The sequence below is a fragment of the Streptococcus dysgalactiae subsp. dysgalactiae genome (assembly GCF_900459225.1).
In the GTDB taxonomy this organism is placed as follows: domain Bacteria; phylum Bacillota; class Bacilli; order Lactobacillales; family Streptococcaceae; genus Streptococcus; species Streptococcus dysgalactiae.
Genome location: NZ_UHFH01000003.1, coordinates 2082336 through 2107191, shown reverse-complemented (window position 1 = coordinate 2107191; position 24856 = coordinate 2082336). Strand labels below are relative to the sequence as shown.

Here is a 24856-nt window from a genome sequence, read left to right as displayed (position 1 = left end):
AAACGGAATAAGATTTGGAGGTGTTGAGGTTGCCTGAAGTAGCTGAATTACGAGTTCAACCCCAAGATTTATTGGCAGAACAATCTGTCTTAGGCTCAATCTTTATCTCGCCTGATAAGCTGATTACAGTGAGAGAATTTATCAGTCCAGACGATTTTTATAAGTACGCTCATAAAATTATCTTTCGGGCAATGATTACCCTCAGCGATCGTAACGATGCCATTGATGCAACAACTGTTAGAACAATTTTAGATAATCAAGGAGACTTGCAAAACATTGGCGGTTTGTCCTATATTGTTGAATTGGTCAATAGTGTTCCAACAAGTGCCAATGCTGACTATTATGCTAAAATTGTTGCTGAAAAGGCGATGTTGCGTGATATCATTGCTAGATTGACAGATACTGTCAACTTGGCGTATGAAGGGGCCTCTGCTTCAGAAGACATTATTGCTGGTGCAGAAAGAGCATTAATTGAAATTAATGAGCACAGTAACCGTAGCGGTTTTCGTAAAATTTCAGATGTGCTAAAAGTTAACTATGAAAATTTGGAAGCTCGTTCGAAGCAGACTTCTGATGTCACTGGTTTACCAACGGGCTTTAGAGATCTTGATAAAATTACAACAGGTTTACACCCTGATCAACTCATTATTCTAGCCGCTCGTCCAGCAGTAGGTAAAACAGCTTTTGTCCTTAACATTGCCCAAAATGTAGGAACGAAGCAAAAGAGGGCTGTTGCTATTTTTTCTTTGGAGATGGGAGCAGAGAGTCTTGTTGACCGTATGTTGGCAGCTGAGGGAATGGTTGATTCGCATAGCTTACGGACAGGTCAATTGACAGATCAAGATTGGAATAACGTCACCATTGCTCAAGGAGCATTGGCAGAAGCACCAATTTATATTGATGACACGCCAGGTATTAAAATCACTGAAATTCGGGCAAGGTCACGAAAATTGTCCCAAGAAGTTGATGGCGGTTTAGGACTGATTGTAATTGACTACTTACAGTTGATTACAGGAACCAAACCAGAAAATCGGCAACAAGAAGTGTCAGATATTTCAAGACAGCTTAAAATTCTAGCTAAGGAATTAAAAGTCCCAGTTATTGCCCTTAGTCAGCTTTCCCGTGGTGTTGAACAAAGACAGGATAAGCGACCGGTGCTATCAGATATTCGAGAATCGGGATCTATTGAGCAAGATGCGGATATTGTGGCCTTCTTATATCGTGATGACTATTATCGGAAAGAGGGTGAAGAAGCTGAAGAAGCCATTGAAGACAATACCATTGAAGTAATTCTTGAGAAAAACAGGGCTGGGGCGCGTGGAACAGTGAAACTGATGTTCCAAAAAGAATACAATAAATTCTCAACCATAGCCCAATTTGAGGAAAGATAAGAAAGAGAGAAAAAAATGAGTGATGCATTTGCAGATGTTGCAAAAATGAAGAAAATCAAAGAAGATATCAAAGCCCACGAAGGGCAACTAGTAGAGTTAACGCTTGAAAATGGTCGTAAACGTGAGAAAAATAAGATTGGTCGATTGATTGAAGTTTACAGTTCCTTATTTATTATCGAGTATAATGATAGTTCAGATATCCCAGGAGCAATCAATAATTCTTACGTTGAATCTTATACTTATTCAGATATTTTAACTGAAAAAACATTGATTCGTTATTTAGATTGATTTTTGCCTCATAGAGGCTTTTTCTTTACAGTAAATTGATAGCTTGGTCAACATGAATTGCTGTCACTGTCGCTCTATTCTTCTCTATTTTGGCAAAAGTCCTGTAAAAGAGAGTGCGTTTTAGTTAAACTGAGTTCAAAAAGGAAGTCTCATTATGGACAAACAAACGATTTTAGCCCTAAAATTAAAAGATTACCGAGATAAGAATGGCTTGACACAAGAGCAATTGGAGATATCCGATAAAACGATTTCCAAGTAAACGGAACATGTTGGCTATTTCAAAACGACTAGGTTTTTCCATTGAAACACGTTTGATAGAGAGCCAAGAAAAAATAGTCAAGGTTTAAGGAATGGAAATTATCTTTTAGATTATTTCTTTCTGTTGTTGCGATTGCTTTTATTATCATAACTATAGCATCACATAACATCGTCTTTCTATCATCAGTAGTTATTTGTCTCATATTTGGCCTTAAAAAGCTAAACTGATAATTATATCGTAATGTATTGACTTTACAATATAACTTTACTATGGTATACTATTCTTTGTGCGAAATAACAGCAGAAAAATATGAAGCTCGTCAACAGGTGGTTATCTATTCAAGTAACCTTTGCTGTTTAGGCGAAAACCCCCTGCACGAATCAGGATTTTTCAAACAGTTATTTCCTCAAAAAATTTAGAGGAGGACATGCAATATGTCACGTTATACTGGTCCATCATGGAAACAATCACGTCGCCTTGGTTTGTCACTTACAGGCACAGGTAAAGAATTGGCACGTCGTAACTACGTTCCAGGTCAACACGGTCCAAACAACCGTAGCAAACTTTCAGAGTATGGTTTGCAACTTGCTGAGAAACAAAAACTTCGTTTCTCATATGGTTTAGGTGAGAAACAATTCCGTAACTTGTTCGTACAAGCTACAAAAATCAAAGAAGGAACTCTTGGTTTCAACTTTATGGTTCTTTTAGAGCGTCGTCTTGACAATGTTGTATACCGTTTAGGTCTTGCAACTACTCGTCGTCAAGCACGTCAATTCGTTAACCACGGACACATCCTTGTTGATGGTAAACGTGTTGATATCCCTTCATACCGCGTTGAAGCTGGTCAAGTGATCTCAGTTCGTGAAAAATCAATGAAAGTTCCTGCAATCCTTGAAGCTGTTGAAGCTACTCTTGGACGTCCAGCTTTCGTATCTTTTGATGCTGAAAAACTTGAAGGTTCACTAACTCGCCTTCCAGAGCGCGATGAAATCAACCCAGAAATCAACGAAGCACTTGTCGTTGAATTCTACAACAAAATGCTTTAATTTTAAGATTAAACTTACAAAAAGCCTACAACAGTGGGCTTTTTTGTATCTCGTAACAAGTTTATTCTAATCTATGGTTTATAAAAAAAGTCATCAGTCTTACTGATGGCTTGTAACAATAATACTTGCGTAAGGGGTACTATTTAGGTACTCGTAAGCATTTTGAGAACGAATTGTGTCATTTCTTGAGGTGATTCTTTTTTACCTTTTGCAATCCAACTTTGACAGACACCAAAAAAGGCATGCGCTAAGTAGATGCTTCGGTATTCTTTTTCTGTTTGAGATAACTCTTCAGTACTGAATTTATCTTGTAAATCAGTGGTTATCAGAAGGCGAACTTTATTGATGATGAAGGTTTGTATTTCTTTGGTGCCGTTAGCAGATAAAAGAGAAGAGAGAAGCTGTTCTCTTTGGAGAAAATCAAAGACTTCAAGGAAGGCCTGTTCTTTATTTTGGTATTCTTTTTCAAAAATGTATTCTAACTTATGGAAAAAGGTTTGCTGGTAATAGTCAATCATTTCATATTTATCTTTATAGTGAGTGTAAAAACTCGATCGGCTAATACCAGCCGTTTTAGCAAGTTTAATGGTTGTAATGTCATCAAAACTTTCGGTTTTTAATAGGATAACCATTGCTTTTAGAATTGCTTGTCTTGTGTTTTCTTTTCGGTTGATCATTATCAGAATCTCCTTTTGAACACTTTTAGACATAATGTCCAAAAACGATGTCTTTTATCTTGTAAATTTTGATTTTACTTGTATAATATATTCTATCATAATTTTTGAACAGTATGTCCATTTTAGGAGAAAAAATGTTAGAAGAACTTAAAGCACTTATTAAAAATCCAAAATTAATCATTACAATGATTGGTGTGGCAATGGTTCCCGCCTTATATAATTTATCGTTTTTAGGATCAATGTGGGATCCTTATGGTCGTGTCAATGACCTTCCCATTGCTGTTGTTAATCAAGATAAGCCTGCAAAGATGGCTGATGAATCATTAACAATCGGCGATGATATGGTGGACAAGATGTCTAAAAACAAAGAGTTAGACTATCATTTTGTATCTTCAAAAAGCGCTCAAAAAGGTCTTAAAAAAGGTGATTATTATATGGTCATTACTTTACCCGAAGATCTTTCTCAGCGAGCAACAACCTTATTAAATCCCGAACCCCAAAAACTAACTATCCGTTACCAAACTAGTAAAGGACGTGGAATGGTCGCTGCTAAGATGGGGGAAACAGCGATGACTAAACTGAAAGAGTCTGTTTCGCAAAACATTACGAAGACTTACACCTCAGCAGTTTTTAGCAGTATGACGGAGCTCCAATCAGGATTAAAAGAAGCCTCAACTGGAAGTCAAGCACTGGCTTCAGGAGCGAAGACCGCTCAGGCGGGGAGTCAAACACTTTCGACGAACTTAGCAGCCTTAACGGGTGCTAGCCAACAGTTTCAACAAGGTACTAGACGATTGACATCAGGTTTGACTACTTATACAGATGGTGTCAACCAAGTCAAGAATGGATTAGGAACATTATCAACGGATATCCCCAATTATCTGAACGGGGTTTCTAGGTTATCCCAGGGAGCTTCTCAGCTTAATCAGGGTCTTTCACAGTTGACACAAGCAACAACACTTTCTGATGAGAAAGCTAAGGGAATTCAATCCTTAATTGTAGGGCTACCGGTCCTAAATCAAGGCATTCAACAACTAAATACAGAGCTATCAACAATGGAACCCCCTCACCTTAATGCTGATGAGCTAGGTAATAGCTTAGGAACTATCGCTCAAGCTGCCAAACAAGTCATTGCGGAAGAGACTGACACTCAGAATGAACAACTATCGGCTCTTCAAGCTACTAGCGTTTACCAATCATTAACTGCTGAACAACAAGGAGAGTTAGCTGCGGCCCTCAGTCAATCTGATAAAAGTCAAACCGTATCTGCAGCTCAAACTATTTTAAGTTCTGTTCAAACACTGTCAACAGGTTTACAAACTCTGTCCCAAGGAAATAGCTTAGCTCAATTAGACCAGCTTAAAGCAGCTGTTTCCCAGATTGCGAGTCAGTCTAACCACGCTTTACCTGGAGCGAGTTCTGTATTATCTGAGTTGTCAATGGGATTATCAAAGGTAAATGGTAGTTTAAATCAACAGGTTCTACCAGGAAGTAATCAATTGACAACAGGATTAGCACACTTAAACGGGTATAATACTGCCATTGGTTCTGGGGTAACAAAACTCTCAGAAGGAGCGACAGCTCTATCAACAAAATCAAGGGAATTATTGAAAGGCAGTCAACAATTATCAGAAGATGCAGGTAAACTAGCCAATGGTAGTTTCCAATTGAGTCAAGGTGGCAATCAATTAACAAGTGGATTGACAGACTTGTCAACAGGCTTGTCAACGTTAAACGGTTCTTTGGCCAAAGCTTCTCAACAGTTATCACTTGTTTCCGTACAAGATAGAAACGCTAGAGCAGTTTCAAAACCAGTTTTATTAAACGAAAAAGACAGGGATGATGTCAAGACAAATGGGATTGGTATGGCACCTTATATGATTGCCGTTTCTCTAATGGTTGTGGCCTTGTCAACTAATGTTATCTTTGCTAATTCTTTATCTGGTCGTCCAGTTAAGAATAAGTGGGATTGGGCCAAACAAAAATTTGTGATTAATGGGTTCATTTCAACTGTGGGTTCTATTATTCTTTACTTAGCTATTCAGCTATTGGGATTTGAAGCACATTATGGCATGAAAACCTTAGGTTTTATCATATTAAGCGGTTGGACGTTGATGGCACTTGTCACAGCCTTAGTTGGGTGGGATGATCGCTATGGTTCCTTTGCTTCTTTAGTTATGCTATTACTTCAAGTTGGTTCTTCGGGTGGATCCTATCCCATTGAGTTAAGTGGGGCATTTTTTCAAACGTTACACCCTTTCTTGCCAATGACTTATGTGGTGTCTGGTTTGCGACAAACTATTTCTTTGGATGGCAATATTGGACTTGAAATCAAAGTGTTAACAGGCTTTCTATTAGCATTTACGGTGTTAGCACTGCTCATTTATCGACCTAAGAAAACTGTTTAAGGTTGAGTAAATAAGACAAAAAACAGCATCTCAAGTCATTATGTTAGATGCTGTTTTTTGTCTTATTGTTACAAGTGGTTGACAGTACTTTTTAAAGTCAATGGTTATTTTACAAGTTAGGGGCTATTTTAGAATAATATCTCCCTTGTTGAGTTCAACTGTCAAGCTTCCAGTAGCTTTCTCAGTATTAGCAGTGTAAGTAATGCTATCTGAAGTTGTTCCTTTATCAATTTTCGCAGGAATAAGCAGTGATCCAAGTGAGATTTTACCATCTTCGGTTTTTGTCTTATAGGTGGTCGTCTTTGGATCGGTCAAAGTTATGTCAACAGCAACATTACCACCACTAATAGTATTATTGCCTTTAAGGGTAAGAGCATGAGCAGTGAATATAGCACCATTATCATTGGTTTCCTCGTTTTCTTGCTCACTAGTAACAGTGAAAATCACATTTTCAAGGCTTGTTTCTTCGGCTTCAACCCCACCAGGAGATAGATATTGGATGGTGACAGATCTAAGATTAGTATTTTTTGTGGTTAATTGTCCATGCCCTAAGCTAATCGTCCCATTTTCTAAACTAGAATTCGTAAGGCTTGACAACGAATAGTCGGCTTTCAACTCAAGATTGGCTAATAAGCTATCAGTAGCATCAAATGTTCCAAAAACCTTCCCTTTCTTTATTCTAGTATTTAGAAGTGTCAGACCACCACTGAATTCAAGGTCTTGAATCGTTAAATCCGATATAGTGGCTTGGGGCATGCTTGAGCCTTTGAACTCTTTAAGATTGGTACCTTTTGGAAGCGTTATGGTAGTGGTACGATAGTTGTGGTTTCGGTCACTTTTATTTAATCCAAACCCAATCAGTTCAATACCTCCGGTGATGATGACATCTCTGGGTTTTTCAGAAATATGAAGTGTCTCGTTCTCTATTTTAATTTCTAAAGGATCAATAAATTTAGGATGTGTGTAATAGGTTACTGTTGGTTTTTTGACAGGCCCTGTTTCTACTGTAATAGTTGAAAAATTGGTATCAATATCAAGAGCTATTACGTGATCAAATGTTTGGATAACCTTTTTAGGGGCTGTTTGGTGTTTAATGTCTTGAAGCCCGCAAGTTGCATAACCAGCTCCTAAAAGAATGGCTCCTAAAACAATACACACGACACTGGTCATAAAACATTTGCGTGAGATATTTTTCATGCTTGAGCTCCTTTCTTGTGACTAATCCATTTAATAAAGGCAACGAAGGCACGTCCTGAAAAACGCAGGAGTGCAGTGGCAATAATCCAAATGAGAATACTACCACCAAAGCTCAGCAAGGCGCCACCAATTCCCATAGCCTGAGCAGGAAGAGATGAACCAAGTAAAGTCAAACTTTCAAAGAGGGTGATTCCTGCAACAAGTACCCCAACAAGGCCAAAAACATAGGCAGCAACGATGACTGTTATTCCAGCCATGAGGCAAGCAATAATAAAGAGAATTAAAGCCAATAAAACTGGTAAAGCGATAGGCGCAGCAAAGAGTGCTAAAATAGTTAGCCCGACGATAGTTGCTCGCTTTTCAGGTGTTTTTTCAGGACTTGCCATGTGTTTTCCTAAAACATTTGCGATGATTTCACTAGCGGCCTCTTTGGGGCTTCCTAAATCCTCGATAACTTGATTTTCTTTATCAGGACCAGCTTCATCAAAATATTCAATGTAATAATCCATAGCTTCATGGTAGTCTTCCCTAGGTAATTTTCGCAAGTATTTATCTAGTTCAGCTAGATATTCAGTCCTTGTCATGTCTCAAACTCCCTTCAATAATCCCATCTATGGCAAGTTTATACTTTTGCCATTCTTTTTTTAGAAATAGTAGCTGTACTTCTCCAGAAGAAGTAATAGCATAATATTTGCGTTTACGTCCTTGATGCTCTTGACTGTAAGTTGTCAAAAAACCTGCCTTTTCCAATTTTTTAAGAATAGGATAGAGAGTTGATTCTTTGATATTGGCGACCAATTTAATGGTTTGACTAATGTCATAGCCGTAAGAATCATTTTTTTCGACAATGGCTAAAATCAAAAATTCAATCAAGGTAGCCGATACTGGAAAATACATTTTGGGCTCCTCTGATGTATAAAATTTTTATATATAATTATTTTACACATTTAGTATAAGCTTACTTTTTTGATATGTCAATATTTTATATATAAAAAAATTTATATATAAAATATCACTAATTAGAAGTAATAGTTTGACCAAAAAGTGAAGATTAGTTATGATGAAGATAAAGCTATCGGAAAGGATAATGAGGATGACGCTATGGAAGAGTTATTAAAACACTATCAAGCAAAACCACTAGGGGAAGAAAAGCGGTACGCTGTATTTTTACCTCTTATTGCCGTTAATGATGAATGGCATGTCTTATATGAAGTGCGAAGTCAACATATTTCTCAACCCGGTGAAGTAGCCTTCCCGGGAGGTAGAGTCGAAGGTCATGAAAGTCTCCAAGAAGCTGCTATTAGAGAAACAATGGAAGAATTAAATGTTGATTCCTCTCAGATTCAGATTTGGGGAGAAATTGATTATTTAGTGCAGTCATCTAGAACCATTCACTGTTTCGTTGGACAACTATTAACTGATGACTGGAAGAGTGTACAGGCTAATGAAGAGGTTGACAGGTTGTTTACGGTTCCTTTACAACAATTACTTGCTACCGAGCCAGTTTTTTATCATCTTGAAGCTAGTCCTCTCAAAACTTCAGATTTCCCTTTTGATCGTATTCGTCATGGGAAAGATTACCAATTTAGCCAGCAGTACGGTAGTATTCCATTTTATGAAAATTTGGAAGAAACCATTTGGGGAATGACTGCTCAGTTTACCCACTGTTTTATTGAGATTTTAAAAAAATCAACGTAGGCAATTACCAAAAAGTAAAATAAGGTCATTCAGGATAACTTGCTTGTTTGGGGATGATAGTGTAAACTAAGAAAAATGATGATAGATTGAGGAAAATAAATGATTTCATAAAAGAAGAGCTGTCGATGCAAGGGGAATTGTTGTTCTAAAAGCAAAAAACAGGTAACGATTATTTCAGAACACTGTTTTAAAATTTTAGGAACAGGTGATGCTGAGTGTAAAGCTTTGGGAACTAATTTGCTTGAAGCTTGTAAAGCACTTCAGCTGTTAGTGTCTATTGCTTATGTTAGAGAGGCTGAAACCATTGTTTTATATGGAAATCCAGCTTCCCCAGCTCTTTTACTGGATGATGAATTGGTTTCCTCAGGACAGGTTCTTTCAGTTGAAGAGATAAAAGAAATCATCTTAGTGAATGTTTAAGATTACTAAAAGACAACAAAAAAACAGATAGAATAAGCATTCTATTTGTTTTTTTGATTGTCAAGTAATTGTCAATTCAACTCATTTGTATTTTTCTTCGAGTTGACTCATCCAAAGGCCTAGCCATATCCCTAAAACAAAGAGAATAATAGCCATCACCCAAGTTCCTAAACCAGCGCCTACATATGAAATAGATTCACTACTATTACTATTTGGAATTAAAATCAAAATCGTACTTGATAAAACAATGCCGATAATAAAGTGATAGACCCGTGAATGCTGGTGTGTCAAGGCGAAATCCATAGCTTTTGAAAAGGCGAGGATGGCCAAAATGCCGCCGATAGTAATAGGTAAGAATGTTCCTATTAAATCAAGCGATTTGAAGCCAGTTAGCATAGGAGAATACAAACCTAAAATTAATAGCAGGTTGGATGGGCTAAGCCCAGGAACTAAAACGCCCAAGGCAATCAAGACTCCTGCTAAGATGAACGTTAGAAAATTAGCTGGTAGAGTGCCAACAAGGTCATTTAGAAAATAGAGTCCAAGCCCAGACACGACAAAAGTAGCCACTAACCAGATGATATCGACCTGATCACGCTTTGAGTGTTTGGTTGATTCAGAAACAAGGCTTGGAATTGTCCCAACAATGGCACCGGCAAAGCCCCAAAGTACCACAACTTGATAGTGTTTTAATAGAAATTCAACAGGATAGGAAAAAAGAGCAATTCCTAGAATACCCCCAATACCAACTGGTAGGAAAAAAAGGACATTTTCCATAAAATGATCGCGAATATGAGCTAAGAACGAAATCATACGTTCGTAGATACCAAGAATTGCTGCTAAGACTCCCCCTGATACCCCAGGTAAAATAAACCCAAGCGCAATAATCATCCCCTTAAAGACGCGAGAAATAAACGAAACCATAACTGCCTCCTAAAAATAGTTATCTTATTGTATCATATTTTTAACAGAGCAGCGGAGTGAAAACTGTAAGCTTATAAAAAGGGATTTTAAAAATAGAAGTTAGGTTCTCTTACTTTTAGTTATTTTGCTAAAACCAAAAGAAAAAAGCCTCTGAAATGTTGATTTCAAGGACTTTTCTTAACTCAATTATTTCACTTCTGTGAATGTTACGTGTTTACGTAATTTTGGTGAGTATTTTTTCAATTGAAGACGGTCTGGAGTGTTACGTTTGTTTTTTGAAGTAAGGTACAAGCGTTCACCAGATTCTTTGTGTTCAAGTGTAATATTTACGCGCATGGTATCTCCCTTCTATTATTTAGCTTCGTTAGCTTTAGCGATTTTACGTCCTTTGTAGTATCCTTTAAGGGATACACGGTGAGAACGTGAGTAATCTCCAGTAGTTTCGTCGAATTGTACAGATGGAGCTGTCAATTTGTAGTGTGTACGACGTTTGTTCTTTTTAGCTTTTGACGTGTGACGTGCAGGAACTGCCATTTTTTCTATCCTCCGATTTAAACTTTTGAGGGTCTTGTAGTAACTAAGTCAAGGGTTAAAAGAAACTTTTCCCTATATGCTTACGTTTTTGACCCAACTTATTTGTTTTGTTGTGTTATGGCTTTCGCCAACTTTAATATAGTAACACAACTTTTTTGTAAAGTAAAGTTACTTGACAAAAATTTTAGAAAAAGCTCTGCTATTCTACAAAAAGAAGCGGAAAAATGTTAGAATAGAAGCAATTATTGAGTAATAGAAAGGAAGAGGGTTGTGAGCTTATGACGATTGTTGGTATAAGCTAAAAACTTGCAAGACAAACTATTTGCCTAAGGTAATTGATAGCTAAAGGCGTTTATGTCTTGAAGTAGCACTCTCTTAGTATGTTAACCATGGCATTTCAAAAACCAAAAGGAACTCAGGATATTCTGCCTGGGGATGCTGCGAAATGGCAGTATGTGGAATCTGTTGCGCGTGATACGTTTAGCCAATATAATTATGGAGAAATTCGTACCCCTATGTTTGAACACTACGAGGTAATCTCGCGGTCTGTAGGTGATGCGACTGATATTGTGACGAAGGAAATGTACGATTTTTACGATAAAGGAGATCGTCACATTACCTTGCGACCAGAGGGTACAGCTCCAGTGGTGCGTTCTTATGTTGAAAATAAATTGTTTGCGCCAGAGGTCCAAAAACCTGTCAAACTTTATTATATCGGTTCCATGTTCCGCTACGAACGCCCTCAAGCTGGTCGTTTACGGGAATTTCACCAGATTGGGGTAGAATGTTTCGGTGCTGCTAATCCAGCAACAGATGTTGAAACCATTGCAATGGCCTATCACCTCTTTGAAAAATTGGGCATTAAGGATGTCACCCTTCACTTAAATAGTTTAGGAAGTCCCGAAAGTCGTGCTGCCTATCGTCAAGCCTTGATTCATTATTTGACACCAATGCGTGATCAATTATCTAAAGATAGTCAACGTCGCTTGGATGAAAACCCACTGCGCGTGCTTGATTCTAAAGAAAAAGAAGATAAACTAGCCGTTGAAAAGGCGCCTTCTATTTTGGATTATTTAGATGAGGAAAGTCAGGCGCATTTTGAGACAGTCAAAGCTATGCTTGAAGCACTTGACATTCCTTATGTGATTGACACCAATATGGTACGTGGCCTTGATTACTATAACCACACTATTTTTGAATTCATCACGTCTGTGGAAGGCTCTGACTTAACCATCTGTGCGGGTGGACGTTATGATAGTTTGGTAGGTTATTTTGGTGGGCCTGAGACTCCAGGATTTGGATTTGGTCTTGGTTTAGAACGTCTCTTGATGATTATTGAAAAGCAGGGCCTTACCTTGCCAATTGAGACAGAGATGGATGTTTACCTCGCTGTGCTAGGTGACGGTGCTAATAGCAAAGCCTTAGAATTGGTTCAAGCCATTCGCCATCAAGGGTTTACAGCTGAACGGGATTACCTTGGGCGTAAGATTAAAGCTCAGTTTAAATCAGCCGATACTTTTAAAGCAAAATTGGTAATTACTTTAGGAGAAAGTGAAGTTGAAGCAGGCAAAGCTGTGATTAAGAATAATCATAGCCGCCAAGAATTGGAAGTCAGTTTTGAAGATATTATGACCAACTTTGCGAACGTCTCAGAGCAATTATTGTCTTAATGGCTTTATTGTCGTCATAAACTTTTGTTGATATGATTGTTTAGAATATAATCACTAAAACAGGTGTAACTTCTCTTTTTAGAAGGAAGTAGCACCTGTTTGTTTTCGGTAAGGGGATTGATTAGCTTTCTTAGTATTCTGTGAGGACACCTGATATGTCAAAATGCTGACGACTCAGTATTCTTGTTCTATCTTTAGAAAAACTCTTTTTAAATGGGTGGGGTTTTTAAGGGCTTTTTGCTATAATAGTAGGGAATGAATTAATTGATTTATATTGTGAAAGGAATTGGAAACGAGCAGGTTTCACAGGATTCTGTTTGTTTTAGGGAATTTATTTATGAAACGTAGCATGTATGCAGGGCGTGTTCGCGAAGAACACATTGGAACGACAATCACATTGAAAGGATGGGTAGGACGCCGACGTGACTTGGGTGGTCTCATCTTTATTGATTTGCGTGACCGTGAGGGTGTGATGCAATTAGTCATTAATCCTGAGGATGTGTCTAGTGATGTGATGGCAACTGCTGAACGTCTACGTAGTGAATATGTGATTGAAGTGGAAGGTCTTGTTGAAGCTCGACAACAAGCTAATGATAAGTTGGCGACAGGGATGGTTGAGCTAAAAGTATTTGCTTTGACCATTTTAAACACAGCTAAAACGACCCCTTTTGAAATTAAAGATGACGTTGAGGTAAGTGACGACACACGTTTACGTTACCGTTACTTAGATTTACGTCGTCCAGAAATGTTAGAAAACTTCAAGCTACGTGCAAAAGTGACTCATTCTATCCGTAATTACCTTGATGACCTTGAGTTTATTGATGTCGAAACACCTATGTTGACAAAATCAACTCCAGAAGGTGCGCGTGACTATCTGGTTCCAAGTCGTGTTAGCCAAGGGCATTTCTATGCTTTGCCACAAAGTCCGCAAATTACCAAACAATTATTGATGAATGCTGGCTTTGATCGCTATTATCAAATTGTGAAATGTTTCCGTGATGAAGATCTACGTGGTGATCGTCAACCTGAGTTTACACAAGTTGACTTGGAAACGTCATTCCTTTCTGAACAAGAAATTCAAGACATCGTTGAAGGCATGATTGCTAAAGTGATGAAAGAGACAAAAGGAATAGATGTAACCTTACCATTCCCACGCATGAGTTACGATGTAGCAATGAATAGCTACGGTTCTGATAAACCAGACACACGTTTTGAAATGCTTTTACAAGACTTGACAGCAACTGTCAAGGGAATTGACTTCAAGGTTTTCTCAGAAGCAACAGCTGTCAAGGCGATTGTGGTTAAGGGAAATGCAGATCGATACTCTCGTAAAGATATTGACAAACTAACTGAGTTTGCCAAACAATTTGGCGCTAAAGGCCTTGCCTGGGTTAAGGTGACAGATGGTCAATTGGCAGGCCCAGTAGCTAAATTCTTGACAGCTATTGAGACAGAGTTGTCAAGCCAATTAAAACTTGCTGAGAATGATTTGGTTTTATTTGTGGCGGATACTCTTGAGGTTGCTAATAATACGTTGGGGGCCCTTCGCAATCGTATTGCCAAGGACCTTGACATGATTGATCAGTCGCAGTTTAATTTCCTTTGGGTGGTTGATTGGCCAATGTTTGAGTGGTCAGAAGAAGAAGGGCGTTACATGTCAGCTCATCACCCATTTACTCTTCCAACGCCAGAATCAGCTCATGAGTTAGAGGGTGATTTGGCTAAGGTACAGGCCATTGCTTATGACATCGTATTAAATGGCTACGAGCTTGGTGGTGGTAGCCTTCGTATCAATCAAAAAGAGATGCAAGAGCTTATGTTCAAAGCTCTTGGGTTTACTGCAGAAGAAGCTAATGACCAATTTGGTTTCTTACTAGAAGCGATGGACTACGGCTTCCCACCACATGGTGGCTTGGCTATTGGTCTTGACCGTTTTGTCATGTTGCTTGCTGGAAAAGACAATATTCGAGAAGTTATTGCCTTCCCTAAAAATAACAAAGCCTCTGATCCAATGACGCAAGCACCTAGTCTTGTTTCTGAAAAACAATTAGAAGAACTCACTCTTCAAATAGAAAGTCATGATTAAGAAAACAACTTATAAGAAAAAAGTAAAATATGTCATTAGTAGGGGAGCCAAGAAAGTTGGGCTACTCCACGCTCTAAGAAGTATTTCAAGAGAAAAGTATGCAGAGAAGATTTCCGCTTCTCTGCTTTATGGCATTCTCTCAAGTATTGCTGTGAATTTTTTCTTCCAACCAGGGCATGTTTATTCAAGTGGAGCAACTGGTCTAGCACAGGTTTTTTCAGCTCTTAGTCATCGACTTTTAGGCTATGACTTCCCGATTGCCCTTGCGTTTTACTTGATAAATATTCCTTTGCTTATTCTAGCTTGGTATAAAATTGGACATCAATTTACTATTTTTACCTTTATTACGGTTAGCATGAGCTCTTTCTTTATTCAAATCATGCCTCAAGTGACGCTGACGACTGATCCTCTTATCAATTCTATTTTTGGTGGTTTGGTCATGGGTATGGGAATTGGTACAGGTTTTAAATCACGGATTTCAAGTGGTGGAACTGATATTATTAGTTTGACTCTTAGAAAGCGAACTGGAAAAGATGTGGGAAGTTTGTCACTGATGGTAAATGGTGCCATTTTGACCTTTGCGGGCATCTTGTTTGGTTGGCAGTACGCCCTCTATTCTATGGTCTCTATCTTTGTATCGAGCCGTGTTACGGATGCCATTTTTACCAAGCAAAAGAAAATGCAGGCAACCATCATCACAAGTCATCCAGAGCGTGTGATTCAAATGATTCACAAACGATTACATCGTGGCGTGACGAGTATTAATGATGCAGAGGGTACCTATAAGCATGAACAAAAAGCCGTCTTAATTACCATTTTGACACGAGAAGAATATACAGAATTTAAATGGTTGATGTTAAAAGCAGACCCTCAAGCCTTTGTTTCAGTTGCTGAAAACGTGAGGATTATCGGTCGATTTGTTGAAGAAGATTAATAAAAAACACAGGAGGTGCTATGACAGTTAATCAACGGTTACAGCTAAAGAATTTTTGCTTTATTATTTTAGGAGCAGCTATCTATGCATTTGCCTTTGTTTATTTTTACATGGCTAATCGGATTGCGGCTAATGGACTAGCTGGTTTAACGTTAGTTGGGAAGGCCCTGTTTGATGTCGACCCCTCTTTGACAGGATATCTGATAAATTTGCCTCTAGTGCTACTAGGCGCCAAACTTTTTGGGAAAAGAGCCATGGCTTACACAGTGACAGGCATTTTTTCGCTTTACTTTTTTGTTTGGGTCTTTCAGCAACTTCCTTTGGTAGTTGATTTGGATCATGATAATTTAGTGGTTTCGTTGATGGCTGGGATTATAGGAGGACTTGGTGGAGGACTTGTCTTTCGAAATGGTGGAACCATCGGTGGAGCAGATATTATTGCCAAATTATTTGAAGACAAATTAGGTTTACAACTGAATCAAGCCCTTTTGGGGATTGATATTTTTGTCATGATTGTTTCTTTAACCTATATTTCATTGCCTCAAATGATGTATGCTTTAATTGCTAGTTTTATGTATGGTCAGATTGTTCGTCTGGTACAACAAGGCGGTTATACTGCACGTGGCACCCTTATTATTTCAGATCAATCGGAGACAATTGCTCGGTTCATTATGGAGGAGTTAGGGAGGGGAGTCACTTACTTACATGGTGAAGGGGCCTATTCTGGTCGTGGTAAAAAAGTCATTTATGTGGCTTTGGGGCGAACAGATATTAGGGAGTTAAAAGCCTTTCTAGCTCAAATCGATCCGAATGCATTTGTTTCTTATTTTGATGTGGATGAAGTGAATAGCCCAGAGTTTGTTGCCACTAAGAGCAAATACCATAAAAAGAAAAGTCGAAGCAATGTTTCCAAACGGTAACCCATTTTAACGAATAGTGAGGATAATGAATGATACGTCACGATAAACTGACTAAACTAATAGAACTGTTGTTAATAGCCCTAGGAGTGGCCATCTACACTTTTGGATTTGTTAATTTTAATATGGCCAATGCCTTAGCTGAGGGTGGTGTGGCAGGAATAACCCTAATTTTACATGCACATTTTGGGATTAACCCCGCTTACTCTTCTCTTTTGTTTAACCTCCCGCTTTTCATTTTAGGAGCAAAAATTTTTGGGAAGCGTTCCTTAGCATTGACTATTTACGGAACAGTTCTGATGTCTGTGTTTATCTGGATGTGGCAAAAGTTTCCCATGGAATTGGGGCTAGAAAATGATATGATGTTAGTAGCTGTCGTGGCAGGACTCTTTTCGGGGATTGGCAGTGGCCTGGTTTTCCGCTATGGTGCAACGACGGGAGGAACAGATATTATCGGACGGATTGCTGAAGAAAAATTTGGCGCTAAATTAGGTCAGACCTTACTGCTAGTTGATGCCCTTGTTTTGACGGCTTCCTTGACCTATGTGGACTTAAAACATATGCTTTACACCTTAGTGGCTAGTTTTGTCTTTAGCCAAATGATTAGTGTTGTCCAAAATGGTGGGTATACTATCCGTGGTATGATCATCATTACCAAGCATTCTGAAGCTGCCGCTCAGGCTATTTTAAATGAAATTAACCGTGGGGTGACTTACTTGAAGGGTCAGGGGGCTTATTCAGGGAATGATTACAATATCATGTATGTGACCCTTAATCCAACAGAAGTCAGAGAAGTGAAACGGATACTAGCAGAATTAGACCCAGATGCTTTCATCTCCATTCTTGATGTGGATGAAGTGATTAGTTCAGATTTTAAAATTCGTCGTAAAAATTTTGATAAGCCTATTGAAAAGGCTTTACAGAAGAAACCTAAGCTGCTAAAATAAAAGTAATAAATGAAATAAGAGGTTGAAAAAAGCCATGATTAACAACTAACTCATCGTCATACACTAATCTTTGAACGATTGTGAATCAAGGAAATAGTGTGTACTTTGAGGTTTGAAAATCAGGGCTTTTTGTGTGCACTTTTTCAAACCTTTCTTGTCAGAGAAAGGATAACACGATGGAAATACTAACATTGTCTCATTACCAATTAGAAGTGGGAGGAAATCTTCTCTTATCGATTAACCAATTACACCTTCATCAAGGGGATAAGGTTTTTCTAATAGGTGACAATGGTTCTGGGAAAACGAGCTTTTTGCAAACCCTTATAGGAGAAAGGCGATCTTATCAGGGTCAACTTAGTTTACATAGTGACGTTGCTTACTTACCTCAACTACAAGCAGCTCAAAACCAATCTGGTGGAGAGAAGGTGATGGCTTCATTAAAGGCACTTTTTCAAAAGAATGCTTCTTTACTCATTTTGGATGAACCTAGTTCACACTTAGATAAGGCTAATCAGAAGTGGTTGATTCATCAACTCAAACGGTATCGTGGCACTCTTTTAGTGGTAAGCCATGACCGCTATTTGATGAACCAGATAGCTCAACAAATATGGGCCATTGAAAAACAGAATATAAAGGTTTATCAAGGAAATTATGATGCCTATAGACAAGCCAAAGAACTAGAAATGCAAAAACAAGCTATTGAAAAGGCTGACTATCAGCGTCAGGTGACTAAGCTAACAAAGCAAATTCAAGCGAAAAAAGAACGTGCCAACCAAATGGTAAAGCCTAAAAAAAACATCTCACGTTCAGATTGGAAAGTGAATGCTTTTGCAGGTAGTTATGATTCTCAGGCTAAGCGGATAGCCAAGTCAGCAAAGGCGATGGAAAATCGTTTAGCCAAACTTACACCTAATAGACAGGAAAGCAAAGAGATTTGGGCTAAATTGAAATTCAATCCTCAGGAGAAGAAAATCCCTCACACCCTTATCCATCTAAGGGAGGGGAACTTATCTCGGAATAAGCAGATTTTGTTTACGTATCCAGACATCGCTATTAGAGCTGACAGTAAATTAGCTATTATTGGTAGAAATAAGGCTGGGAAGTCAACGTTTTTAGAGTCTCTGGCCAATCAGGACTTACCGGGATTTTATAGTGACCACCTTAAACTAACTTTTTTTAAGCAAGATCAGGTGCAATTAGATAGTCAATTAACTGCTTTTGAGTTTGTACAAGGACAGTCTAATCAAGACAGCAGACTTATTCTCAATTATCTAGCTATGATGGGGATTCCTTATCAAAAAGCACACCAAAAGATAGCTAGTCTATCTGGAGGTGAAAGGGTTCGGTTGGCTTTAGTAGGTGCTATGCTTGGTGATCACCAGTTGCTGATTCTGGATGAACCAACGAACTATTTGGACCTTGTTGCCATGGAGGCGCTGGAAAGGTGTTTAAAACAGTACCCTTATCCTTTTGTTCTAGTGTCACATGATCAGCAGTTTATATCATCTGTGGTCAATCGCTGTTATGTTATTAGGGACGGGCAGTTAGAGCAGATTGATAAAGACCACTTTTGAAGATTTTTTGACAAAACTAAAAACCCTCTCCATGTTATTGTGGAGAGGGCTAATAATATGCTGTTTCGTTTACATTTCATTTGGTGCTTCTACACCGAGTAAACGAAGTGCTTCTTTAAGCACAGTGGCAGTAGCATAGCAGAGGGCTAAGCGACTATCACGTTCTGAGTTGTCATCGAGGATGCGAGTGTGAGCATAATATTTGTTAAAGCTTTGGGCTAAGTTAATAGCAAATTTAGCCATAATAGAAGGCTCAAAGTTATCTGATGTTCGCTTGATAATGCGTGGGAAATCTTGGATAAGTTTGATAATTTCCCAGCTTTCAGCATCAGCTAAACTGTAAGTGGTGGTTGCAGATGGCGTAAAGTCAGCTTTACGTAGAATAGATTGGATACGAGCATGAGCATATTGAACGTAAGGTCCAGTTTCTCCTTCAAAGGAAACCATGGCTTCAAGGTCAAAGTCATACCCATTCATACGATCTGTTTTGAGATCGTAAAACTTGATGGCACCAACACCAACGGCATGGGCAACGGCTTCTTTGTCAGCAAGGTTTGGATTTTTCGCTTCAATTTGAGAAGCTGCACGGTTAATGGCTTCAGCAACCGTAGGTTCAAGAAGGATAACATTACCTTTACGTGTTGATAATTTAGCACCGCCTTTTGTGACAAGTCCAAAAGCAACGTGTGTCATATCATCTGACCAATCGTAACCCATTTCTTTTAGCACTGCTTTTAATTGTTTGAAGTGAGCAGCTTGCTCATTACCAACAACATAAACGGATTTAGCAAAGTCATAAGTGCGTTTACGGTAAAGTGCGGCAGCTAGGTCACGGGTAATGTAAAGAGTAGCGCCATCTGATTTTTTAATCAAGGCAGGATGTTCAATGCCATATTTTTCAAGATTAACAACTTGGGCACCTTTAGATTCTACAAGAAGGTTTTTCGTTTCTAATAGCTCAAGAACCTCATCCATTTTATCATTATAGAAGGCTTCACCATTGTAACTATCGAAGGTTACATTAAGCTGGTCATAGAGACGGTTAAACTCAAGCAAACTCTCGTCACGGAACCATTGCCATAATTCAGTAGCTTCTTTGTCGCTATCTTCCAACTTACGGAACCATTCACGAGCTTCTCCATCAACGGTGGGATCAGTTTCAGCTTCAGCATTGATACGAATGTAAAGTTTTAAGAGTTCATCGATTGGATGTGCTTGGACAGCAGCTTCATCTCCCCATTTTTTGTAGGCAACAATTAGCATACCAAATTGTTTACCCCAGTCACCAAGGTGATTGATTTTTACAGGTTGATAACCCATTTTAGCAAAGATATTAGCAAGGCTATCACCAATAACAGTTGAGCGGAGGTGACCGATTGAAAATGGTTTAGCAATGTTTGGGCTTGACATGTCAATAGCAACATTTCGGCCTTGACCCTCGTCTTGCTGAGCATAGTCTGAACCTGCTGTAATCACTTGTTCAAGAACCTGTGAGGAAATCTTAGCTTTATCAAGGAAAAAGTTGATGTAAGGGCCGACAGCTACGACTTTTTCAAATTGGCTTGCATCGATTTGTTCAGCTAATTCGCCTGCGATCATTTGAGGGGCTTTGCGAAGGACTTTTGCTAAACTAAAGGCTGGAAAGGCAAGGTCTCCCATGTCAGAATTTTTTGGGGTTTCAAGCAAGTTAAAAATAGCATCTTGTTCTAACTCTGGAACAACTTTGGCTATTTCACTTGCGATTAGAGTTTTAGTATCCATACAGCGTCTCCTAAAAATTGTTTGTCACCCTATTCTAACATATTTCTTTAAAATAAACGAGGAGAGGATTGATAATTTATACTGTCAAATTCAAAGGTGCTTCTTAATTTACAAAATTACTTTAAGAAAAGTTGTCAAAAGATAAACGCCGATAACCGTCAATAGTTTTTAGTAAAGTTTCTTTTTAGTATTCTTAAAAAATGGAGTAAATAACAGGGGAAAGATGAAAAAACATAGTTTTTTTGTTATAATTTGAGAGGATAATTATACAATTGGGGTAATCTATTATGAATAAAATAGAGCGACAACATCAAATTAAACAAATCATTCAAGCGGAGCATATTGGTACACAAGAAGATATTAAGAAAGCCCTTCAAAAAGAAGGTATTGTCGTCACTCAAGCCACCTTATCGCGTGATTTGAGGGAAATTGGTCTCTTGAAATTAAGGGATGAGCAAGGCAAACTCTATTATAGTTTGTCTGAACCTGTTGCGACCCCCTTTAGCCCTGAGGTGCGTTTTTATGTGTTATCAGTTGATCGCGCTGGTTTTATGCTTGTTCTCCACACTAACTTAGGAGAGGCTGATGTGTTGGCTAATCTGATTGACAATGACGACATTGAAGATATCTTAGGAACTATTGCAGGAGCAGATACTTTATTGGTGATTTGTCGTGATGAAGAGATTGCCAAGCGTTTTGAAAAAGAGTTGGCAGCTGGCCTATGACAAGCTATCAAAATGCCTTGAAGGATTTAATCGTGGCTATCAATGCCCACCCTAGCATCATTGCCTATAAAGAAGCCAAACAACAGTTATCTCAGCTTGATCAGTTTGAAGACCAAGCTTACCAGATGAAACGTTATCAGCAAGAGGCGGAGCTATTCCAAAAGATAGCGAAAAATCAAGCTGCCGCTGTGTCTTCAAACAAGGCCAAAGAATTAGAACATCATCTCAACCACCAACCAGTAATTGATGATTATCGTGAGAAAATGCAAGATGCAAGTGATTTGATTCAATACATTACCAAACGTATAGAAGAACAGTTAAACGAGGAGCTAACGAATGGCAAAAGCTAACATTTCTCCTGGGATGCAACAGTATCTGGACATCAAAAAAGATTATCCAGATGCTTTTTTGCTTTTCAGGATGGGTGACTTTTATGAATTATTTTATGATGATGCTGTCAAGGCAGCGCAACTTTTAGAGATTGGTTTGACCAGTCGCAACAAGAATGCGGAAAATCCAATTCCAATGGCAGGAGTGCCACATCATTCTGCCCAGCAATACATTGATGTGTTAATTGAGTTGGGTTACAAGGTAGCTATCGCAGAACAGATGGAGGACCCCAAACAAGCTGTTGGAGTGGTGAAGCGTGAAGTTGTTCAAGTCATAACTCCTGGAACGGTTGTGGATTCAGCTAAGCCAGATAGCGCCAATAACTTTTTGGTAGCTGTTGACTTTGATGGTTTTCGTTATGGATTGGCTTATATGGATGTGTCCACAGGTGAATTTTGCGTGACAGATTTAGCGGACTTTACGAGTGTTCGTAGCGAAATCCAAAACCTCAAGGCAAAAGAAGTCTTACTAGGTTTTGATTTATCTGAAGAAGAACAGATGATTTTGGTCAAGCAGATGAATTTGCTGCTTTCTTATGAGGAAACGGTCTATGAAGATAAATCTTTAATTGACGGCCAATTGACAACGGTAGAATTAACAGCGGCAGGAAAACTCTTGCAATATGTTCACAAAACACAAATGCGAGAACTTAGTCACTTGCAAGCCTTGGTTCACTATGAAATCAAGGATTATTTGCAGATGTCGTATGCCACTAAGTCAAGTTTAGATTTGGTAGAGAATGCTAGAACGAATAAAAAACATGGGAGTCTCTATTGGCTTTTAGATGAAACCAAGACAGCTATGGGGATGAGGCTTTTGCGCTCATGGATTGATCGACCTTTGGTCTCTAAAGAAGCGATTTTAGAGCGTCAAGAAATTATTCAAGTTTTTCTGAATGCTTTTATTGAGCGAACAGATTTAAGCAATAGCTTAAAAGGTGTTTACGATATCGAACGCTTATCTAGTCGCGTGTCTTTTGGAAAGGCAAATCCGAAAGATTTACTTCAATTGGGGCATACTTTAGCCCAAGTACCCTATATCAAAGCTATTTTAGAGTCTTTTAGCAGCCCTTATATTGACAAACTTGTCAATGATATTGACAGTTTACCTGAGTTGGAATACTTGATTAGAACAGCCATTGATCCAGATGCACCAGCAACTATTAGTGAGGGAAGTATTATCCGCAATGGTTTTGATGAGCGCTTGGACCATTATCGTAAAGTAATGCGAGAGGGGACAGGCTGGATTGCGGATATTGAGGCCAAAGAGCGTCAAGCCAGCGGCATTAATAACCTAAAAATTGATTACAATAAAAAAGATGGTTATTATTTTCACGTTACGAATTCAAATCTTAGCTTAGTACCTGAGCATTTTTTCAGAAAGGCAACTTTAAAAAATTCCGAACGTTATGGTACGGCAGAATTGGCTAAGATTGAAGGTCAGATGTTAGAGGCTAGGGAAGAATCAGCTAGTTTAGAATACGATATTTTTATGCGTATTCGAACTCAAGTTGAAACCTATATTAATCGTTTGCAGAAGCTTGCCAAAACCTTGGCAACGATTGATGTCTTGCAAAGTTTAGCAGTTGTTGCTGAGACAAACCATTACAGTCGGCCTAGTTTCAATGATGATCATGTGATTACAATTCAAGAAGGTCGTCACGCGGTTGTTGAAAAGGTTATGGGAGTGAAGGAATACATTCCAAATAGTATCTCTTTTGACCAAGAGACAAGCATTCAATTGATTACAGGTCCAAATATGAGTGGTAAGTCGACTTATATGAGACAACTAGCCTTAACGGTTATCATGGCCCAGATGGGCTCGTTTGTGGCTGCTGATTATGTGAATTTGCCTTTATTTGATGCTATTTTCACGCGAATTGGTGCTGCTGATGATTTGATTTCCGGTCAATCCACTTTCATGGTAGAGATGATGGAAGCTAATCAAGCGATCAAACGTGCTAGTGAAAATTCTCTCATTTTATTTGATGAATTGGGACGAGGTACAGCGACGTATGATGGTATGGCATTGGCTCAGGCAATTATCGAACACATTCATGATAGGATCGGTGCAAAAACCATGTTTGCAACGCATTACCACGAATTGACAGAGTTGTCAACGAAGTTGACAAGATTGATCAATGTCCATGTGGAAACACTTGAAAAAGGTGGTGATGTTACCTTTCTTCATAAGATTGCCCAAGGACCTGCGGATAAATCTTATGGTATTCATGTAGCTAAAATAGCAGGTCTGCCAGAGTCTCTATTAAATAGAGCAGACACAGTTCTTACACGATTTGAAGCACAGTCACCATCAACTGACCTCATATCGGATTCTCTAAGAGTTGAGCAAACTAATATAGCTCATAAGGAACAATTATCACTTTTTGCTGATGAGGACAGGTTTCAAGAAATTATACGAACTTTAGAAGCTATTGATGTCATGAACATGACTCCAATGCAAGCTATGACGGCGTTATATGAATTGAAAAACTTATTATAGGTTATTAAAAGAGTACTTCTATTTAAGGAGGCTCTTTTTCTTGTTTGTACAATTGTCCTTTTATCTATCATATAATGTAATGGGCATCATAATGCCAGTCAATGATGCTAAAAGTATATCTTGTTTACTATCTTGGGCAATTTTAAGTGTTGACATTATTAGCTATTAGGAGATATGAGTTTTAACATTTTATATGTTCTTCTCAAAGGTTTAAAAGTAGTGAATAAAAAGAACCTTTGCAGGTCCTTTACGTTTAAAAGTCCAATAGTTAAAAACTAGTGTTTCAACGATGTTTTTTTTAGCTTTACTGGCATGGCTGTTCTATTACTGTATTTCATGACATCACCAAACTAATATAACGTATTAAAGTTTCATTTTTAGACAATAATTTAGAAAAGTTATTGTTTTGAAAAAGCGTTGATAGAGGGTTCTATTGTGCTATTTATGATTTCTAGAGTTCTTTGGCAACTAGCTTTGCATTTGATTTTTTCCAGTTAGCAAGTGCTCC

23 protein-coding genes are annotated in these 24856 nt (G+C 38.4%); 15 read left to right on the top strand and 8 right to left on the bottom strand.

Annotation, left to right across the window (positions count from 1 at the left end):
- Positions 1-29: 29 nt before the first annotated feature.
- The 3 genes from dnaB to rpsD all read left to right on the top strand — a co-directional run bounded on the left by dnaB (position 30) and on the right by rpsD (position 2984).
- A complete protein-coding gene (gene dnaB, locus DYD17_RS10675) occupies positions 30-1391 on the top strand; it encodes a replicative DNA helicase (RefSeq protein WP_003053157.1) in 1362 nt (453 codons plus the stop codon).
- Positions 1392-1406: 15 nt separating this feature from the next.
- A complete protein-coding gene (locus DYD17_RS10670; protein ID WP_003053156.1) occupies positions 1407-1679 on the top strand; it encodes a Veg family protein in 273 nt (90 codons plus the stop codon).
- A gap of 693 nt (positions 1680-2372) precedes the next feature.
- Positions 2373-2984, top strand: a complete 612-nt coding sequence (gene rpsD / locus DYD17_RS10665; RefSeq protein WP_003053152.1) for a 30S ribosomal protein S4 — start codon at positions 2373-2375, stop codon at positions 2982-2984.
- Positions 2985-3127: 143 nt separating this feature from the next.
- Here rpsD and DYD17_RS10660 read toward each other — a convergent pair whose 3' ends face one another.
- On the bottom strand, positions 3128-3661 hold the full coding sequence (locus tag DYD17_RS10660; RefSeq protein ID WP_115253208.1) for a TetR/AcrR family transcriptional regulator: 534 nt from the start codon (positions 3659-3661) through the stop codon (positions 3128-3130).
- Positions 3662-3795: 134 nt separating this feature from the next.
- Between DYD17_RS10660 and DYD17_RS10655 the strand changes: the two genes are divergently transcribed.
- Positions 3796-6069, top strand: coding sequence for a YhgE/Pip domain-containing protein (locus tag DYD17_RS10655; protein ID WP_115253207.1), 2274 nt, complete (start codon positions 3796-3798; stop codon positions 6067-6069).
- 123 nt (positions 6070-6192) lie between these two features.
- Here the strand turns inward: DYD17_RS10655 and DYD17_RS10650 are convergent, their stop codons facing one another.
- Genes DYD17_RS10650 through DYD17_RS10640 form a run of 3 tightly spaced genes read right to left on the bottom strand, consistent with a single transcriptional unit; the run spans position 6193 to position 8163 of the window.
- Positions 6193-7266, bottom strand: coding sequence for a DUF4097 family beta strand repeat-containing protein (locus tag DYD17_RS10650; RefSeq protein WP_115253206.1), 1074 nt, complete (start codon positions 7264-7266; stop codon positions 6193-6195).
- Positions 7263-7850 carry a DUF1700 domain-containing protein gene (locus DYD17_RS10645; RefSeq protein ID WP_115253205.1) on the bottom strand — a complete coding sequence of 196 codons (588 nt, stop codon included), beginning with the start codon at positions 7848-7850 and terminating at the stop codon, positions 7263-7265. The genes DYD17_RS10650 and DYD17_RS10645 overlap by 4 nt, the downstream gene beginning before the upstream one ends.
- Positions 7837-8163, bottom strand: a complete 327-nt coding sequence (locus DYD17_RS10640; RefSeq protein ID WP_003053142.1) for a PadR family transcriptional regulator — start codon at positions 8161-8163, stop codon at positions 7837-7839. Before DYD17_RS10640 ends, DYD17_RS10645 begins: the two co-directional genes overlap by 14 nt.
- Before the next feature lie 204 nt (positions 8164-8367).
- Here DYD17_RS10640 and DYD17_RS10635 point away from each other — a divergent pair, with 204 nt between their 5' ends.
- Positions 8368-8964, top strand: coding sequence for an NUDIX hydrolase (locus DYD17_RS10635; RefSeq protein ID WP_115253274.1), 597 nt, complete (start codon positions 8368-8370; stop codon positions 8962-8964).
- Between the two features lie 168 nt (positions 8965-9132).
- A complete protein-coding gene (locus tag DYD17_RS10630) occupies positions 9133-9384 on the top strand; it encodes a thioredoxin family protein (RefSeq protein WP_309543650.1) in 252 nt (83 codons plus the stop codon).
- An 81-nt stretch (positions 9385-9465) separates the two neighbouring features.
- Here DYD17_RS10630 and DYD17_RS10625 read toward each other — a convergent pair whose 3' ends face one another.
- From DYD17_RS10625 to rpmF, 3 genes are all read right to left on the bottom strand, one after another.
- Positions 9466-10308 carry a DUF368 domain-containing protein gene (locus DYD17_RS10625; protein WP_115253204.1) on the bottom strand — a complete coding sequence of 281 codons (843 nt, stop codon included), beginning with the start codon at positions 10306-10308 and terminating at the stop codon, positions 9466-9468.
- Positions 10309-10494: 186 nt separating this feature from the next.
- Entirely contained in the window at positions 10495-10644 is a 150-nt protein-coding gene (gene rpmG, locus DYD17_RS10620) for a 50S ribosomal protein L33 (RefSeq protein ID WP_002982147.1), read from the bottom strand.
- 15 nt (positions 10645-10659) lie between these two features.
- Positions 10660-10842 carry a 50S ribosomal protein L32 gene (gene rpmF, locus DYD17_RS10615; RefSeq protein WP_000290414.1) on the bottom strand — a complete coding sequence of 61 codons (183 nt, stop codon included), beginning with the start codon at positions 10840-10842 and terminating at the stop codon, positions 10660-10662.
- 389 nt (positions 10843-11231) lie between these two features.
- Between rpmF and hisS the strand changes: the two genes are divergently transcribed.
- From hisS to DYD17_RS10585, 6 genes are all read left to right on the top strand, one after another.
- Positions 11232-12512: a histidine--tRNA ligase gene (hisS, locus tag DYD17_RS10610; protein WP_115276485.1), complete on the top strand. Its 1281-nt coding sequence runs from the start codon at positions 11232-11234 to the stop codon at positions 12510-12512.
- A 337-nt stretch (positions 12513-12849) separates the two neighbouring features.
- A complete protein-coding gene (gene aspS / locus DYD17_RS10605) occupies positions 12850-14598 on the top strand; it encodes an aspartate--tRNA ligase (RefSeq protein WP_115253203.1) in 1749 nt (582 codons plus the stop codon).
- Positions 14591-15532: a YitT family protein gene (locus DYD17_RS10600; protein ID WP_003053129.1), complete on the top strand. Its 942-nt coding sequence runs from the start codon at positions 14591-14593 to the stop codon at positions 15530-15532. The genes aspS and DYD17_RS10600 overlap by 8 nt, the downstream gene beginning before the upstream one ends.
- 20 nt (positions 15533-15552) lie before the next feature.
- Positions 15553-16452 (top strand): YitT family protein, encoded by a 900-nt coding sequence (locus tag DYD17_RS10595; protein WP_115276475.1) that lies wholly within the window; start codon positions 15553-15555, stop codon positions 16450-16452.
- A gap of 29 nt (positions 16453-16481) precedes the next feature.
- Positions 16482-17396, top strand: coding sequence for a YitT family protein (locus tag DYD17_RS10590; RefSeq protein WP_115253201.1), 915 nt, complete (start codon positions 16482-16484; stop codon positions 17394-17396).
- A 176-nt stretch (positions 17397-17572) separates the two neighbouring features.
- Entirely contained in the window at positions 17573-18970 is a 1398-nt protein-coding gene (locus DYD17_RS10585; RefSeq protein WP_115253200.1) for an ATP-binding cassette domain-containing protein, read from the top strand.
- 69 nt (positions 18971-19039) lie between these two features.
- Here the strand turns inward: DYD17_RS10585 and argS are convergent, their stop codons facing one another.
- Positions 19040-20731 (bottom strand): arginine--tRNA ligase, encoded by a 1692-nt coding sequence (gene argS / locus DYD17_RS10580; RefSeq protein ID WP_115253199.1) that lies wholly within the window; start codon positions 20729-20731, stop codon positions 19040-19042.
- A gap of 287 nt (positions 20732-21018) precedes the next feature.
- Here argS and argR point away from each other — a divergent pair, with 287 nt between their 5' ends.
- The 3 genes from argR to mutS are packed head-to-tail and all read left to right on the top strand — an operon-like array spanning position 21019 to position 24348.
- Positions 21019-21456 (top strand): arginine repressor, encoded by a 438-nt coding sequence (gene argR, locus DYD17_RS10575; RefSeq protein WP_115253198.1) that lies wholly within the window; start codon positions 21019-21021, stop codon positions 21454-21456.
- Positions 21453-21806 (top strand): YlbF family regulator, encoded by a 354-nt coding sequence (locus tag DYD17_RS10570; protein WP_003053122.1) that lies wholly within the window; start codon positions 21453-21455, stop codon positions 21804-21806. The genes argR and DYD17_RS10570 overlap by 4 nt, the downstream gene beginning before the upstream one ends.
- On the top strand, positions 21793-24348 hold the full coding sequence (gene mutS, locus DYD17_RS10565) for a DNA mismatch repair protein MutS (RefSeq protein ID WP_115253197.1): 2556 nt from the start codon (positions 21793-21795) through the stop codon (positions 24346-24348). Before DYD17_RS10570 ends, mutS begins: the two co-directional genes overlap by 14 nt.
- Positions 24349-24856 lie beyond the last annotated feature (508 nt).

What these genes read in the sequence shown, in the direction of transcription:
- DYD17_RS10670 (WP_003053156.1), top strand. Translation starts at nt 1,407, where the DNA reads ATGAGTGATGCATTTGCAGATGTTGCAAAAATGAAGAAAATCAAAGAA.
- rpsD (WP_003053152.1), top strand. Translation starts at nt 2,373, where the DNA reads ATGTCACGTTATACTGGTCCATCATGGAAACAATCACGTCGCCTTGGT.
- DYD17_RS10660 (WP_115253208.1), bottom strand. Translation starts at nt 3,661, where the DNA reads ATGATCAACCGAAAAGAAAACACAAGACAAGCAATTCTAAAAGCAATG.
- DYD17_RS10655 (WP_115253207.1), top strand. Translation starts at nt 3,796, where the DNA reads ATGTTAGAAGAACTTAAAGCACTTATTAAAAATCCAAAATTAATCATT.
- DYD17_RS10650 (WP_115253206.1), bottom strand. Translation starts at nt 7,266, where the DNA reads ATGAAAAATATCTCACGCAAATGTTTTATGACCAGTGTCGTGTGTATT.
- DYD17_RS10645 (WP_115253205.1), bottom strand. Translation starts at nt 7,850, where the DNA reads ATGACAAGGACTGAATATCTAGCTGAACTAGATAAATACTTGCGAAAA.
- DYD17_RS10640 (WP_003053142.1), bottom strand. Translation starts at nt 8,163, where the DNA reads ATGTATTTTCCAGTATCGGCTACCTTGATTGAATTTTTGATTTTAGCC.
- DYD17_RS10635 (WP_115253274.1), top strand. Translation starts at nt 8,368, where the DNA reads ATGGAAGAGTTATTAAAACACTATCAAGCAAAACCACTAGGGGAAGAA.
- DYD17_RS10625 (WP_115253204.1), bottom strand. Translation starts at nt 10,308, where the DNA reads ATGGTTTCGTTTATTTCTCGCGTCTTTAAGGGGATGATTATTGCGCTT.
- rpmG (WP_002982147.1), bottom strand. Translation starts at nt 10,644, where the DNA reads ATGCGCGTAAATATTACACTTGAACACAAAGAATCTGGTGAACGCTTG.
- rpmF (WP_000290414.1), bottom strand. Translation starts at nt 10,842, where the DNA reads ATGGCAGTTCCTGCACGTCACACGTCAAAAGCTAAAAAGAACAAACGT.
- hisS (WP_115276485.1), top strand. Translation starts at nt 11,232, where the DNA reads ATGGCATTTCAAAAACCAAAAGGAACTCAGGATATTCTGCCTGGGGAT.
- aspS (WP_115253203.1), top strand. Translation starts at nt 12,850, where the DNA reads ATGAAACGTAGCATGTATGCAGGGCGTGTTCGCGAAGAACACATTGGA.
- DYD17_RS10600 (WP_003053129.1), top strand. Translation starts at nt 14,591, where the DNA reads ATGATTAAGAAAACAACTTATAAGAAAAAAGTAAAATATGTCATTAGT.
- DYD17_RS10595 (WP_115276475.1), top strand. Translation starts at nt 15,553, where the DNA reads ATGACAGTTAATCAACGGTTACAGCTAAAGAATTTTTGCTTTATTATT.
- DYD17_RS10590 (WP_115253201.1), top strand. Translation starts at nt 16,482, where the DNA reads ATGATACGTCACGATAAACTGACTAAACTAATAGAACTGTTGTTAATA.
- DYD17_RS10585 (WP_115253200.1), top strand. Translation starts at nt 17,573, where the DNA reads ATGGAAATACTAACATTGTCTCATTACCAATTAGAAGTGGGAGGAAAT.
- argS (WP_115253199.1), bottom strand. Translation starts at nt 20,731, where the DNA reads ATGGATACTAAAACTCTAATCGCAAGTGAAATAGCCAAAGTTGTTCCA.
- argR (WP_115253198.1), top strand. Translation starts at nt 21,019, where the DNA reads ATGAATAAAATAGAGCGACAACATCAAATTAAACAAATCATTCAAGCG.
- DYD17_RS10570 (WP_003053122.1), top strand. Translation starts at nt 21,453, where the DNA reads ATGACAAGCTATCAAAATGCCTTGAAGGATTTAATCGTGGCTATCAAT.
- mutS (WP_115253197.1), top strand. Translation starts at nt 21,793, where the DNA reads ATGGCAAAAGCTAACATTTCTCCTGGGATGCAACAGTATCTGGACATC.